Origin of the sequence: Winogradskyella sp. PG-2 (genome assembly GCF_000828715.1) — a bacterium.
In the GTDB taxonomy this organism is placed as follows: domain Bacteria; phylum Bacteroidota; class Bacteroidia; order Flavobacteriales; family Flavobacteriaceae; genus Winogradskyella.
Genome location: NZ_AP014583.1, coordinates 3,197,157 through 3,212,197 on the forward strand (window position 1 = coordinate 3,197,157; position 15,041 = coordinate 3,212,197).

At 31.7% G+C, this 15,041-nt stretch carries 11 protein-coding genes and 1 pseudogene; 5 read left to right on the forward strand and 7 right to left on the reverse strand.

Annotated elements, in window-relative coordinates; all coding sequences use genetic code 11:
- Positions 1–3: 3 nt before the first annotated feature.
- From WPG_RS14410 to prfB, 5 genes are all read right to left on the reverse strand, one after another.
- Entirely contained in the window at positions 4–2,535 is a 2,532-nt protein-coding gene (locus WPG_RS14410; protein WP_045473958.1) for an outer membrane beta-barrel protein, read from the reverse strand.
- Positions 2,536–2,648: 113 nt separating this feature from the next.
- Positions 2,649–3,116 (reverse strand): hypothetical protein, encoded by a 468-nt coding sequence (locus WPG_RS14415; protein ID WP_045473960.1) that lies wholly within the window; start codon positions 3,114–3,116, stop codon positions 2,649–2,651.
- A gap of 10 nt (positions 3,117–3,126) precedes the next feature.
- Positions 3,127–3,468 carry an arsenate reductase (glutaredoxin) gene (gene arsC, locus WPG_RS14420; RefSeq protein ID WP_045473962.1) on the reverse strand — a complete coding sequence of 114 codons (342 nt, stop codon included), beginning with the start codon at positions 3,466–3,468 and terminating at the stop codon, positions 3,127–3,129.
- A gap of 3 nt (positions 3,469–3,471) precedes the next feature.
- The gene (locus WPG_RS14425) at positions 3,472–4,089 is read right to left on the reverse strand and encodes an HAD family hydrolase (protein WP_045473964.1); all 618 of its coding nucleotides are present in this window, start codon (positions 4,087–4,089) and stop codon (positions 3,472–3,474) included.
- Positions 4,090–5,200, reverse strand: a protein-coding gene (gene prfB / locus WPG_RS14430; protein ID WP_144374488.1) for a peptide chain release factor 2 whose coding sequence is annotated in 2 segments (ribosomal slippage) — positions 4,090–5,136 and positions 5,138–5,200 — 1,110 coding nt in all. Because the reading frame shifts where the segments join, the coding sequence is not laid out codon by codon here.
- A 103-nt stretch (positions 5,201–5,303) separates the two neighbouring features.
- Between prfB and WPG_RS14435 the strand changes: the two genes are divergently transcribed.
- The 4 genes from WPG_RS14435 (at position 5,304) to WPG_RS17605 (ending at position 10,888) form a co-directional block, all read left to right on the forward strand.
- Positions 5,304–7,706, forward strand: coding sequence for a zinc-dependent metalloprotease (locus WPG_RS14435; protein WP_045473966.1), 2,403 nt, complete (start codon positions 5,304–5,306; stop codon positions 7,704–7,706).
- 2 nt (positions 7,707–7,708) lie between these two features.
- Positions 7,709–8,728 carry a threonine aldolase family protein gene (locus WPG_RS14440; RefSeq protein ID WP_045473968.1) on the forward strand — a complete coding sequence of 340 codons (1,020 nt, stop codon included), beginning with the start codon at positions 7,709–7,711 and terminating at the stop codon, positions 8,726–8,728.
- A gap of 86 nt (positions 8,729–8,814) precedes the next feature.
- Positions 8,815–9,831, forward strand: coding sequence for a glycosyltransferase family 2 protein (locus tag WPG_RS14445; protein WP_045473970.1), 1,017 nt, complete (start codon positions 8,815–8,817; stop codon positions 9,829–9,831).
- 13 nt (positions 9,832–9,844) lie between these two features.
- The gene (locus WPG_RS17605; protein ID WP_052471289.1) at positions 9,845–10,888 is read left to right on the forward strand and encodes a glycosyltransferase; all 1,044 of its coding nucleotides are present in this window, start codon (positions 9,845–9,847) and stop codon (positions 10,886–10,888) included.
- Between the two features lie 210 nt (positions 10,889–11,098).
- Here the strand turns inward: WPG_RS17605 and WPG_RS14455 are convergent, their stop codons facing one another.
- Positions 11,099–12,295 (reverse strand): hypothetical protein, encoded by a 1,197-nt coding sequence (locus WPG_RS14455; protein WP_045473972.1) that lies wholly within the window; start codon positions 12,293–12,295, stop codon positions 11,099–11,101.
- A gap of 258 nt (positions 12,296–12,553) precedes the next feature.
- Positions 12,554–12,877 carry a YbaB/EbfC family nucleoid-associated protein gene (locus tag WPG_RS14460; protein ID WP_045473974.1) on the reverse strand — a complete coding sequence of 108 codons (324 nt, stop codon included), beginning with the start codon at positions 12,875–12,877 and terminating at the stop codon, positions 12,554–12,556.
- A 78-nt stretch (positions 12,878–12,955) separates the two neighbouring features.
- On the opposite strand from WPG_RS14460, the pseudogene WPG_RS14465 reads away from it, so the two are divergent.
- Positions 12,956–15,015 (forward strand): annotated as a pseudogene (locus WPG_RS14465) (S9 family peptidase).
- Positions 15,016–15,041 lie beyond the last annotated feature (26 nt).

Below are 15,041 nucleotides of genomic sequence, written 5' to 3' on the forward strand. Positions count from 1 at the left end.
AGATTAGCCTTCAAAATCAAAATCATCATCACCAACATTGCCGCCTCTTCCACCAGAGCGATCACGCTTTTTCAACATTTGATTAAATCTGTATATAACAGATAAATTAACTTGGCGTTGTCTCCATTGTGATTCACTATATCTAGAAAATAAATCTGTAGTTGTTGTAGATTGACGTTTTCTAGAATTGAGTAAATCTCTTACATTTAATGACACTGTAAGCTTGTTTTCTATTAATTCTTTACTCATCGCTAAATTAATAGAAAAAAGACCATCAGTATCTGATTGTGCATCTTGTCTAGCACCTCTGTAGAACGCATTAGTTTGCCAATCGATTTTACCAGGAAGCGTTATTTTAGAGCTAAAACGTGCAAACCAACTTGTGTTTTTTGTACTATAATTTATACCGTTAAATTCTCCATCAGTTTCGAATTGAAAAAAGTTAAAACTAGTATTTAATCGAAGCCATTTTTTAGGATTATACAAAAGATCTAATTCGGCTCCAGTTCTTGCATTTGTAGATAAATTAACTGGGATTGTACGTATGATATCTATACCGTCAGTTGTTTGTTGCCCAGTATTTTCTTCTACGCGCTCAAAAGATTGCGTTTCGTACTGGTAATAAACAGATGTTGTTAATGTTAGTTTATCCCAACGTTTTAAATACCCTAAGTCAAAAGCACTTGCGAATGCAGGTTGTAAATTTGGATTCCCTTGAAATATATTTGTTCTACTAGATCGTGTAGGAAATGGATTGACAAATCGTCCTCTGGGTCTATTAATTCTTCTATTGTATCCTAAAGTTATACTTTCTTCAGAGTCAGAATCATCAGAACCTAATTCATAGATTAAATTAAGTGTAGGGAATAAGCCTAAATAATTATTATCAAAATCTGTTTGAATAGGAAAACCAAAAGCTTCTACTAATTCTTCATCAGTTAAACGTGAATCTATTTTTCCTTTTAGCTGTGTGTGTTCTAATCTTAAACCTAAAAGAAATGAGAATTTGCCAAATTTTGTGCCATATTGTGAGTATAATGCGTTTACATTTTCATCATAATCAAAAACATTTGTAATCGTATCGTTAACGACTAAATTGCCTGTAGCAATATTTTCTTGTTCTAAACGATAGTCAGTTACTTGATTTTTAAATGTACCTCTGTAACCTGCTTCAAAACGAGAATTCTCACCAAGAGGGAGCACATAATCAGCTTGTAATAAATATTCTTTCTGATCTTCAATCGCAAATTCTTGTTCTATTTGAAATGGTTCTGGGTCTATTTGATTTGTCACTAAATAGTCTTCGTTTAAAAAAGTAAAGCCTTCTTCATCACCATTTTCAAATTGAAAATCTGCAGTTAATATATGGTCAGAATCATCACCAAAACGTTTAACATAGTTTAAAGAAAACTGATAACTATTATCTTTTTCAGTTTCTTTTTCTCGTCGTAAAGTTTCTTCTATAATGTTTCCATTATTAAAACGTTCACTACCGTTTAGAGATATATCAGCATCACTTCCAAAACGATAAAATAGACCTGCAGTTATGGAAGATTTTTCGGTTAAGAAATATTCTATCCCAACATTGGCATTGTAGTTTCTATTGAGACGTTCTATAGTTCTATCTTCTCGTATGCGTCTATATTCAGGTTCTACTATTTGTCCATCAATAGTGGTATCAAAATAGGTAACATCATTAAGTCTCGTTCCTGGTGCATCAAAGTATCTCCAACCTAGGTTTGAAAACACATTAAAATTTTCAGTTCTATAATTTAAGCTTGCATTTAGTCCTAGGTTATCAGGATTACCCATTGTTAAGTTAAAAGACCCATTAAATCCTAATGTTTCTTTTTGTCTTAAAATAATATTTAGAATTCCTGCTGTACCTTCAGCATCGTATCTAGCAGATGGGGAAGTGATAACTTCTACACGTTCAATAGCATCGGCTGGTAATTGACTTAAAACATTAGTATCTCCAAAACCTGCAAGCGCAGAAGGTTTTCCATTGATTAGGATTCTTACATTCTCATTACCTCTTAAGCTTATTGCACCTTCAATATCAACAGATACAGATGGCACATTATTTAAGGCGTCACTGACTGTTCCGCCAGCAGTAGTCAAATCTTTTCCAATATTATAGACTTTTTTATCGAGTTTAATTTCTACAGTAGTAGTTTCTGCAACAACAGTCACTTCATTTAAAGTGTCTACATCTAAGGCAATATTAACTGTACCTAGATTTATAGATTTATCTATAATTTTATTGAGGTATTCTTTAGTTTTATAAGATATGTATTCTACATAAATATTGTAAGTACCTACATGAACATCAACACTAAACATACCTTTTGAGTCTGTTATTCCTCCAGTGACAACTTTATTATCTGTTGTAGTTTTAAAAGTTACAGTCGCATATTCTAAAGGAATGTTTGAATCCTCCTCGAGGACTGCACCTTGAACTTTCACTTCTTTTTGAGCAAAACTTTGGTTGTAAGTAAACAATAAAAAAAGAAGTAGGTAAGAAGTAATCTTCATTATTTATGGTTTGTTAGAGTATTTTGTTGCGCAAAAATACCCTTACCTCTTCCTTTTTTGGTTAATCTTATGTTAAGACATATATGGATTTTTTATAACGTAATTGACTACTTCTATTGGTCTTTATTCTTCTTCTTTCTTTTTTTGCGCTTCTTTTTCTTTTCTTTTTTCACTTCTTTTTCATCAAAGTCACCTTTAATCATGTCTTTGATTTTTGTCATATCATCTTCAGAAATTAGCTCTTCGAGTTCTGCAAAGTGCGAGTCATCAAGTTTTTTTATGGCCTTATCTCTATCAAGAGTGTGCTCGAATTTTATTTTTGAGAGAGCTACCTTCTCATCAAAATAACTGTTGATATATTGTTTAACTATTTCTTTTTGAAAATCATCACCCTCTAAAGTTGTTATAAAATTTGCGATGAATTCATTTTTACGTTCTTCTATTTTTCGTTTATGATCTGCAATCTCTTTATCAGTAGGTTCTCTATTTACTACTGGATTACCCATTCGATCTCTTCGTCCTTGGCCAAAAACATTTAAGCCAATAAATAATGCGAAAATTATAAGTACAATCTTTTTCATTAAAGTAAGTTTAAAATATTTCTAATATCGATTCTGGTGGTCTACCAACCACAGCTTTATTTTCATTTATAACAATAGGGCGTTCAATCAATTTTGGATACGCAACCATAGCCTCTATAATATCCTTATCTGCAAGTGCCTTACCTTTATAATCCGATTTCCAAATAGCTTCATTTTTGCGAATTAAATCTATTGGTTTTATGCTTAATTTAGTAATTATAGATTGAAGCTGTTCTCTATTTAATTGATTGTCTAGATACTTGACAATTTCAAATTCTTTATTTGATTGCTTTAAAATCTCTAATCCTTCTCTAGATTTTCTGCACCTAGGATTGTGATAAATTGTAATCATATTTTAAATAGAAATTGAATAATGTTTTAATGCTTCAGTTAATGCTTTTGGTGATTCAAAATATATGCCATTAATTCCTAATGCTTGTGCAGCATCAATATTTCTTTGATTATCGTCTATAAAAATAGAGTTTTCAGCACTAATATGAAATCTATTTAAAGTGGTTTCATATATTTCTTTGAATGGCTTTCTTGTTTTTTCTTCACCAGAAACTACAATCCCTTCAAACCAATGTAAAAAATCAAAACGCTTTAGCGCTATTGGGAATGTTTCGCGGCTCCAATTGGTTAAGGCTACTACCTTATAGTTTGGATTATCAATTAGAGATTTTAAAATTTTCACGGTTCCTTCTATTGCATCACCTAACATTTCTACCCAACGCCCATAATACAGTCTTATTAGTTCTTCATGTTCAGGAAACATTGCAACACGCTCTTCAGTGGCTTTTTGCAATGGGTAGCCAGCATCTTGATTTTCATTCCAGTCCATTGTACAGATATTATCAAAAAACCATTGCATTTTTTTTCTATCTCCATTGAAAACATCTAAATACACATACTCAGGATTCCAATCAATTAATACACCTCCAAGGTCAAATATTATCGCATTTATTTTTTTCATTTACAGTTTATTTGTGTCTACTTCTTTCTGTCCCATCATCATAAGATAAGCTTTTAAGAATGGTTCTATATCACCATCCATAACAGCGTCTACATTACCAGTTTCGTGAGTAGATCTAACATCTTTCACTAATTTATAAGGGTGCATCACGTAGTTTCTTATTTGACTTCCCCATTCTATTTTCATTTTTCCTGCTTCTATGTCATCACGCTGAGCCATTTGTTTTTGAAGCTCAATTTCGTATAGTTGAGACTTTAACATTTGCATTGCTCTTGATCTATTATCGTGCTGAGATCTTGTTTCTGAACATTGAATTTGTATACCAGATGGTTTGTGTAATAACTGAACTTTAGTTTCAACTTTGTTTACATTTTGTCCACCAGCTCCACTAGAGCGAGCTGTTGTAATTTCAATATCTGCAGGATTAATTTCTATTTCAATAGAATCATCTACCAATGGATATACATATACTGAGGCAAAACTGGTATGACGTTTAGCATTACTATCAAAAGGGGAGATACGAACTAATCGATGTACACCATTTTCACCTTTAAGCCAACCAAAAGCAAAATCACCTTGAATTTCTAAAGTAACCGTTTTTATACCAGCGACATCTCCTTCTTGATGATTTAGCTCTTTAACTTTAAATCCACTTTTCTCAGCATACATTAAATACATTCGCATAAGCATACTTGCCCAATCACACGATTCAGTTCCTCCAGCTCCTGCAGTAATTTGAAGAACAGCACTTAAGCTATCACCTTCTTCAGAAAGCATGTTTTTGAACTCTAATTTCTCAATAGCATTGAGAGCTTTATAAAACCTAGCTTCAACATTTTCCATTGTAGCTTCATCTTCTTTGTAGAACTCATAGATGACTTCTAAATCTTCAAAAAGCGATTGTGCAGAATTATAATCAGTTACCCAACTTTTTTTCTCACGAATGGACTTCATAACCAATTCGGCTGCTTTAGAGTCATTCCAGAAGTTTGGATCAAAGGTTTGTTCTTCTTCGTTAGCTATTTCTATGAGCTTAGCATCTAAGTCAAAGATATTGTCTAAGTGTGTCTAGACGGGAATTAAGATCTTTAATTTGATCTGATGTTATCATAAATAGTAGTAATTTATGCAAATATAAGATGCCTCATTAAAGTGCCATAATTTTGAATAGGTTTTTTAGAAATTCCGTAGTTTTATGATTCAATAAATTCAACATGAAAAAATTAACTTTCCTTTTTTGTTTTGTATGTATTAGTTTTCAATTTCAGGCTCAAATTTTAAATAAGAAAGACCTCAAAACTTATGAAGGGTATTTTGACTTTTATTATGAAGAGAATACTGATAAAATTTATCTTAAGGTAGAAAACTTAGAGAAAGATTTTCTTTATGTAAATTCTTTAGCTTCTGGTGTTGGAAGTAATGACATAGGTTTAGATAGAGGACAGTTAGGTAATGAACGTTTAGTATATTTTAAAAAAGCGGGGAACAAATTATTGCTTATTCAGCCCAACTTAAAATATAGAGCAAACACCGATAATAAATTAGAGAAAAAAAGTATTGAACAAGCATTTGCTAAGTCTGTATTATTTGGATTTAAAATTTTATCTAAAAAAGACAAAAGCTATATTATTGATTTCACCCCTTTTTTGATGCAAGATGCGCATGGTATTGCCAACCGCTTAAAAAATAAAAAAGAAGGGACATACAAACTAGATGCAACTAAAAGTGCTTTGGCATTAGAACGAACAAAATCATTTCCAAAGAATGTTGAGTTTGAAGCTATGTTGACTTTTAAAGGTCAACCTACAGGAAGAAATCTAAGAAGCGTTACTCCAACAGCATCATTAGTTACAGTTATTCTGCACTATTCTTTTATAAAGTTACCAGATAATAATTATAAACCAAGAGCTTTTGATACACGAAGTGGTGCAATTTCTATGTCTTATTTAGATTATGCAACACCAATACAAGAGGCTATTAAAAAACGATTCATTATTAGACATCGATTAGAAAAGAAGAATCCAAGATTAAAGCGAAGTGAAGCTAAAGAACCTATTATTTACTATTTAGATCCTGGTACACCAGAGCCAGTACGTTCTGCTTTATTAGATGGAGCAAGTTGGTGGAATCAAGCTTATGATGCTATTGGGTTTAAGAATGCATTTCAGGTTAAAATGTTACCCAAAGATGCAGATCCTATGGATTGCAGATATAATGTTATTCAATGGGTTCATAGAAGCACAAGAGGTTGGAGTTATGGTGGAAGTGTAGTAGACCCAAGAACAGGTGAGATTATTAAAGGTCATGTTAGTTTGGGCAGTTTACGTATTCGTCAAGATTTTATGATTGCTCAAGCTTTAATAAATCAACCTTTTGCTGAGCGAGATGATAACTATAAGCCAATGCTAGATATGGCTTTAGCCAGAATTAGACAGTTGAGTGCACATGAAGTAGGTCACACAATTGGTTTTGCTCATAATTTTGCAGCTAGTACTAATGATAGAGCTTCAGTAATGGATTATCCACATCCTCAGATTTCAGTTAATAGTGGAGACATAGATTTCAGTAATGCTTATGCCACAGGAATAGGTGACTGGGACAAAGTCACTGTAGCATATAGTTATTCTCAATTCGACAAAAAGACGAACGAAAAGAAGGCTTTAAATAATATTCTAAAAAAGGCTCAAGATGATGGTTTGCGTTTTATCACAGATTCTGATGCTAGAGCTTCTGGTGGAGCACATGCCTTGGCGCATTTATGGGATAATGGCAAAACAGCAGCTGAAGAACTGACTAGTGTTTTAGAATTACGTAAACAAGCCATTTCAAATTTTTCAAAAGATAATATTAGGAGTTACGAGCCTTATTCTGTTTTAGAGGATATTTTCGTGCCTTTGTACTTTTATCATCGTTTTCAGGTAGAAGCAGCAACTAAGGTTATTGGTGGCTTAGATTATAATTATGCTGTTAAAGGTGATAATCAATTGACATCAAAACCTGTTGACGTTATTATTCAGAAGGAAACTTTAGATGCTATTCTCAAGACTTTAAATGCAAATACTTTAGCTATTCCTAAAGATAAATTAGGTTTATTTCCACCTCGTGCATTTGGCTATAATCGTAGTCGTGAATCTTTTAAGGGAAAAACAGGTGTTGCTTTTGATCCGTTAAGTGCAGCGAATACAGCTAGTGATATGAGTTTGAAATTTCTATTGCATCCGCAAAGAGCTAATCGTTTAGTATTACAAAAGAGTTTGGATGTAAATCAATTAAGTTTAGATGAAGTGATAGAGAAACTCATTACTAATTCCTTCGCAAAGAATATAGAAGATTCCTATTTGTCTGAAATTCAGGAACAAATTAACGTCAATGTATTAAAATACTTAATGAATTTAGCAGTAAATAATCAGTCTTACTTTAAAGTTAAAGCCATTGCAAATAAAGCGTTAAGAGATATTGCTAAGAATAATTTTGGATTAGAAGCAACGCAATATCAATACGGTTTGATCATTAAAGAATTTTATGAGCACCCAGAGAAATATAAGATAGAAAGTTCTCCAAAAATCCCAGATGGTTCTCCAATTGGTAGTGATATTTGTAATTACAACTCTAATTAAACATGATAATAGATTTAAGAAGCGATACAGTTACAAAACCAACAAAAGGCATGTTAAAAGCTATGTTAACAGCTGAAGTTGGTGATGATGTATATAAAGAAGATCCTTCGGTTAATGCTTTAGAAAAACGATTAGCCGATATGTTTGGAATGGATGAGGCTTTATTTTTTCCAACAGGAAGTATGGCTAATCAGGCAGCTTTAAAACTACATACAAATCCTGGAGAACAAGTAATTTGTGATAAGTATGCACATATCTATAATTATGAAGGAGGTGGTGCTTCGTTTAATAGCGGAATCTCTTGCAAATTAATTGATGGATATCGTGGTATGTTCACCGCAAAACAAGCTAAAGCATCTATAAATCCGCCAGATTTTTACCATAGTCCGTTAACCTCATTGATAGCCATTGAGAATACCACTAATAAAGGAGGTGGTGCGTGTTGGGACTTTAAAGAATTAGAAAAAATTAGAACCGTTGCTGATGAAAATAGTTTAGGTTATCATTTAGATGGTGCACGACTGTGGAATGCACTCAGCAACACAAACGAAAATCCTAAACATTATGGTGAGCTATTTGATACTATTTCAGTTTGCTTAAGCAAAGGTTTGGGCTGCCCAATGGGTTCTATTTTAATAGGTAATAAAAATGTAATGAACGGAGCACTTAGAGTCCGAAAAATATTAGGAGGTGGTATGCGGCAAGTTGGTTTTGCAGCAGCAGCAGGATTATATGCTTTGGATAACCATTTTGAAAGACTTTCTGAAGATCATCAAAAAGCTAAAGAAATAGGTGAGGCGTTAAGTGAATTAGGCTCAATTAAGAAAGTAGAACCTATAGAAACAAATATTATCATCTTTGAATTGAATAATGATATTGACGAAATCAGCTTTTTAGCTGATTTAAATAAGTCGGATATTCACATAATTGGTATGGGAAGCAACAAATTAAGAATGGTAACGCATCTAGATTATACAGATGCTATGCACGAGAAACTTATTAGTGTTTTAAAAACAATGTAAGTTAACAGTTAATCTAAGGCATATCAACGAATATATTTATGAAATGATTCTATTCCTTATATTTTCGTTTAACTTAATAAATGTGAATGAAGCTTAGTATCTTAATACCAATGTTTAATGCCAAAAACTATATTGGTAATTGTATAGATAGTTTACTTAATCAAGATCTTTCACAAGATGATTATGAGATTATCATCATGGATGATGGGTCTAAAGATAATTCTGTAGAGATTGTTAAAGCATATATTAAGAAACATAAAAATATAAGCCTTTACCAAGAATCTAATTCTGGGGCTTTTTCTACCAGAAATAAACTTCTGAAATTAGCAAAAGGAGATTATATCTACAATCTCGATGCAGACGATTATATTGTCCATAATTGTCTTGCGATCTTTTTAAATATAGCAGAAAGTAAACAATTAGATATTATTGGTTTTGATACAATCGAGACTTCGGATTTAGACAAGTTAGAATTAACAAAATCTATTGATTTAGAAACAGTTGAATATATTACTGGCAAAGAACTTATAGAAAATTACATACATTATCGACATGAGATATGGTGGTATTTTATTAAAAGAGATTTTTTGATAAAACACAATATGGTTTTTAATAATAATGAATATAATGCTGATGTAATGTTTACTTTAGAGGCGTTAATCAAATCGGAAAAAGTAGGTTACTTTCCAATTTCGATACATCGCTATGTTCAAACTGAGAACTCTCTAATGCGCAGCACTAATTGGGAAGTTGTACGAAAGAGAATTGAATATTTACAAATGATGATTGGTAATTCTAGCCAATTAATTAATACCCTTAATACAGGCTCTAATTCAGAAGTTTTATTAGAAAACATGCGTTACAGAAGAGACATATTTACGTTTTTTAATATTATAAATATGTTGAGAAACCCATTTAGTCTGAGTTATGTAAAATCTAAGATTACTGTTTTTAAATCCTTGGGTGCTTATCCAATTAATAATTTCAACAATTTTAAATATAGTGGTATCCATTATCGTATTTTGCTTTTCATTATCAATAACCAATCATTTCTAAACACTTTGTTTTTAGTTAAAAATTGGTTTACAAAATCATTTAAATAGGTTAAGCTGTCCGATGAGATTGAGTATTATCATACCAGTTTATAATGTGGTAAAATTTCTACCTAGATGCTTGGATAGTATATTGGAGCAGGACATTGCTTCAGATGATTATGAAATTTTAATTATTGATGATGGCTCAACTGATAATAGCTTTGATATAGCAAACGCCTACAGTAAAAAATACGCTAATTTAAAAGTACATAGTAAGAAAAATGGTGGAGTAGGTACAGCGAGAAACCTTGGTGTTTCTTATTCCAAAGGAAATTATATCTACTTTATAGATCCGGATGATTATTTAGCAAAAGATGTGTTAAAGACTTTATTGGAAAAAATAGAAAGTAATGATTTAGATATAATGACTTTTATATCTAAGCGAACAACTGATCAAACTTTGCAACATTCTGAAACAAAAAAACCTGAGTTGGGATTATCATCAATTTTAAATGGTGAAAGCTATATAGCAGAGAATAATTATAAGAATGAAGTATGGTGGTATATAATCAAGAGAGAATTTTTACTAGACTCAAAAATTAAATTTATTGAAGGTAGATGGATGGAAGATGCTATTTTAACAGCAAGACTTTTTTTGAAAGCTAATAGAATGGCACATTTTTCGATTGATGCGCATAGGCATTTAATTATTGAAGGTTCTGCAATGAGAAATAAAGAGCCTTCGCATTACATAAAAGTTATTGATGATAATAAGAATGCTGCATTAGTATTTGAAACTTTAATTCAAAGCCTTATAAAAAAAAATGCAAATTCTAGCTGTATAAAACGATTGAAGACTAGACAACAATCTTTTATCTTTTTTTTAATGGTAAGAATGCTAAAGTCTACTATAAACTTAAAGCAAGTTAAAACTACAATTTATGAAATATCTAAAACAAATGCTTATCCATTAAATATATTCCCAGGAAATGATTATCAAGGAATTCGGTATACCTTATTAACAAGATTATTCAATCATAAGCGAGCATACTACTTTATCTTCAGGTTTTTCAACCCTATTTTAAAAAATAAAAAAGGTGTTTATCTTTTAATAATTATAAGATGATTTTCATGCCATAAATTAAAGACAAATTTCTTTATCAAATTCCATAATTTTAGAGCATATTAATTATATCTCTCTACAAAGAAATATATCTAAATAATATTTTACTTTACTTAGTATTATTGCATAAAAAAGGAGACAATTTATTGTCTCCTTTTTTAGAATTATTAAAACAAATTTAATTGTTTTAGTGTTGTTAGAGTTTTATTAGTTTTACCAACGGCAACGACGGTTACTTCCATCATACTCACATAACTCACCACCACGAGAACTACTTCCTCCTGTAACTTCTAAAACACCTCTAGAATATCCAGGTCCAATATTTAAACGACAGTCAGTTCTGAATTTTGTATAGTAACAGTTTCCAACAAAAACGTAAGCCCATCTACCAATAGTACCGTTAGCATTAGAACCGCTCAAAGCAATTTCATCTCCTTCACCAACAACACTATCAAATATTTTTGTTGCATAACAAGTGTTTTCGTAACGCTGATAAACTCTTACTCTGTAATCATTAGGCCAATTCCAAGTTAAATCTAAGTCAGTAACTTTACCTTGACAATCATCACACTCATCTTCAGCAATTTCGATTAAAAAGTTAAAATCGATTAACCATAATGGGTCACAAGATACAGGATCGATTAACCAACCCCATCCACTGATACCTTCTGCACCAATATTAGAATCGTAGTTAGCTCCACCAGGACCTACATGTACTCCATAGTTAGGAGTGTTTGGATCATTTGGATCAGGTCTTTGAGTTAAACCAAAAGTACCTTCTTGTACACAATCACCACCTGCAGCAGTTACTACACTTCTTGTATGATCAATTATGTAAAAGTTCATTTCTTCTTCGTCAGATGCATTTCCAGCAGTTCCTTCTTTTTTGTGTTCTCCACCAATAGCAGACCACTCATCCCATGTCTTTTTATTCTTTAACCAAACGTTTAAAGTAACAGCACATGTACCTGAATAAGTTACACCAGTAAGGTTAGCAGTACCATTAGAATATTCAGTAAAAACTAAATTTTCACCTTCAGCAGCACCAAAGTAAGTACTAGCATCAAAATAATCATCACCAGCAGCGCTTTCTGACCACCAGAAGTTAGATTGTGGTTGACGACTTCCAAAAGGAGCTCTATCAGCATCGATTACATTATAAACTTCCGATACAGTAGCACCATAAGTATGGTTAGACATACCAACATTCATGAGAGTACCCTCGTTCATCTCTTCACTGTTAGCATTAAATACAAGCTCTAGATCTTCTTCACCGTCAGATACTACTCTTCCATTTTCAAAACGTAAATCAGCTTGGTTTTCGTTCTGCTCTTCTTGAGTAGACTCTTGTTCACACGATGCTAAAGTTACTAGCATCGCAAGTAAGAATAATTTTGTTAATTGTTTCATAATTAAAATTAGGTTAATAGCATTAATAATGGCACAAATATATATTCTTACATTTCTTCTCTATTTTTTTTTAGACTAAATACCAAACTATTAGTTTTAAGAAATCAATATTGCATTTCGTCGTTTATATTGGTATTTCTCTGATGTTTTATAGGTTATACATCTTGGAAATGAAATAAATATAAAAATGAAAAATGCATTACAAATAACCATCTGCAATGCATTTAATAATATGAAATCTTTATTTATATAAAGTAACTATTTAAACATATCCATACCAGGAATATTAGGCATTTCTTCTTTTGCTACGGCAGCAATTTCAGTTTCATTAATGTTCGTTGCTTTTTCTATAGCTTTATTCAAGGTTAGTATGAGGTAATCTTCAAGCATATCTTTATCGCTTAGTAAGGCATCATCTATGTCTATAGCTTTGATACTTCTATTTGCCGTTATTGTTACTTTTAGCTTATTATCTAAACTAATTTCTTCAATTAAAACCGTATGTAAACGTTCTTTTGTTTCTTCAACTTTTTTTTTGGCTTCTTTCAATTTACTCATCATTCCCATCATATCTCCAAACATAATTTAGTCTTTTAAATTTATACGATACAAAATTACTAAATTGCTCCACTTTTTTAGATTAAATTTTTCTTAAAACAAATGATAAAGTATTCTGAATTAAATCCACCAATAGCTAATAAGATTCCGCATCAATTAGAAAAGCATGGAGATCGTAGAGTAGATAATTATTTTTGGATGAAGGATAGAGAGCATCCAGAGGTAATAGATTATCTCAATTCTGAAAATAAATATTGCGATTTTAGAATGGCACACACCAAGAATTTTCAAAAAGATTTGTTTGAGGAGATGAAAGCCAGAATAAAAGAAGATGATTCATCTGTGCCATATAAATACAATGGATATTGGTATATGACTAAATTTGAAAAAGGTAAAGACTATCCCATTTATACACGTAAAAAAACACATTAGATGATCCAGAAGAATTGTTATTTGATTGTAATATAATGGCAGAAGGAGAATCTTATTTTAAATTAGCAGGTATTAGTGTTAGCCCAGATAATAACTTGGTTTCCTATGGAGTTGATACTACAGGACGTCGTAACTATACAATTCATGTTAAGAACTTAAATACTAATGAAATTGCTGCAGACAGAATAGAAAGTACTACAGGTTCTTCTAGTTGGGCAGATGATAACAAAACACTGTTTTACACAAAAAAGGATGAGGTAACACTAAGGGCACATCAAATATATAAACATCGACTTGGAGAAACTAAGGATGAGTTAGTTTTTGAGGAAGAGGATGATACCTTCGGAGTAACTGTTTATAAATCAAAATCTAGAAAATATATAATCATTGCTTGTTACAGTACATTAACCAATGAGTATCATATTTTAAAAGCTAAAGAACCAGAAGAGAAGTTTAAAGTATTTCAAGAGCGTATTAGAGGTTTAGAATATAGTATCTCTCATTTCGAAGACCATTTTTATATTCTCACTAATAAAGACAATGCGACCAACTTTAAGATAATGAAAGTAGCAGAAGTGGATACGAAAGTTGAAAATTGGCAAGATTTGCTCCAGCATAGAAATGATGTTTTACTTGAGAGTGTTAATATTTTTAAAGACTACTTAGTAATTAGTGAACGGAGCGATGGTTTAAATCAAATAAGGGTTAAAAGATGGGATGGAACAGAAGATTATTATTTACCTTTTGATAACGAAACATATACCTGTTATACAGGAACTAATGTAGAATTTGATACGGAAATATTGAGATATGTGTATAATGCTTTAACGACTCCATCTTCTGTTATAGATTTTAATATGCGAACTAAAACCAAAACAATTCTTAAGGAGCAAGAGGTTTTAGGTGGAAAATTTAATAAGGATAATTATACCTCAGAACGAATATGGGCAACTGCAAATGATGGTGTTAAAATCCCAATGTCAATTGTTTACAAGAAAGGCATAAAAATGGATGGTAGTAATCCTTTATTACAATACTCATACGGAAGTTATGGTTCTACAGTAGATCCATATTTCTCTACTATAAGATTAAGCTTACTTGATAGAGGTTTTATATATGTTATTGCTCATATTCGTGGAGGAGAATATTTAGGAAGACAATGGTATGAAGATGGTAAATTATTGAACAAAAAGAACACCTTTTTAGACTTTATAGCTTGTTCAACACACTTGATTAAAGAACGTTATACATCTTCTAAACACTTATATGCAATGGGGGGGAGTGCTGGAGGTTTATTAATGGGTGTTGTTATTAATGAAGCACCAGAATTATATAATGGAGTTATTGCAGCTGTTCCTTTTGTTGACGTTATGACAACAATGTTAGATGATTCTATTCCACTTACTACAGGTGAATATGATGAATGGGGAAACCCAAATGATAAAATATTTTATGATTATATGAAATCGTATTCACCATATGATAATATAGAAGCTAAAGATTACCCTAATATGTTGGTTACCGCAGGCCTTCACGATTCGCAAGTGCAGTATTGGGAACCTGCTAAGTGGGTTGCAAAATTGCGCGATATGAAAACATCTAATAAGCAACTTTATTTGAAAACTAATATGGATGCTGGTCATGGAGGAGCATCTGGTCGATTTGAAAGTTTAAAAGAAGATGCTGAAGAGTTCGCCTTTTTAATTGACCTTGAGGGTATTTCTTCCTAATTCAAAAAAAAATGTTACTTTTGCGA

Bases quoted from the DNA above. Each gene is read 5' to 3' on its own strand.
- WPG_RS14410 (WP_045473958.1), bottom strand. From the start codon at position 2,535: ATGAAGATTACTTCTTACCTACTTCTTTTTTTATTGTTTACTTACAAC.
- WPG_RS14415 (WP_045473960.1), bottom strand. From the start codon at position 3,116: ATGAAAAAGATTGTACTTATAATTTTCGCATTATTTATTGGCTTAAAT.
- arsC (WP_045473962.1), bottom strand. From the start codon at position 3,468: ATGATTACAATTTATCACAATCCTAGGTGCAGAAAATCTAGAGAAGGA.
- WPG_RS14425 (WP_045473964.1), bottom strand. From the start codon at position 4,089: ATGAAAAAAATAAATGCGATAATATTTGACCTTGGAGGTGTATTAATT.
- WPG_RS14435 (WP_045473966.1), top strand. From the start codon at position 5,304: ATGAAAAAATTAACTTTCCTTTTTTGTTTTGTATGTATTAGTTTTCAA.
- WPG_RS14440 (WP_045473968.1), top strand. From the start codon at position 7,709: ATGATAATAGATTTAAGAAGCGATACAGTTACAAAACCAACAAAAGGC.
- WPG_RS14445 (WP_045473970.1), top strand. From the start codon at position 8,815: ATGAAGCTTAGTATCTTAATACCAATGTTTAATGCCAAAAACTATATT.
- WPG_RS17605 (WP_052471289.1), top strand. From the start codon at position 9,845: ATGAGATTGAGTATTATCATACCAGTTTATAATGTGGTAAAATTTCTA.
- WPG_RS14455 (WP_045473972.1), bottom strand. From the start codon at position 12,295: ATGAAACAATTAACAAAATTATTCTTACTTGCGATGCTAGTAACTTTA.
- WPG_RS14460 (WP_045473974.1), bottom strand. From the start codon at position 12,877: ATGTTTGGAGATATGATGGGAATGATGAGTAAATTGAAAGAAGCCAAA.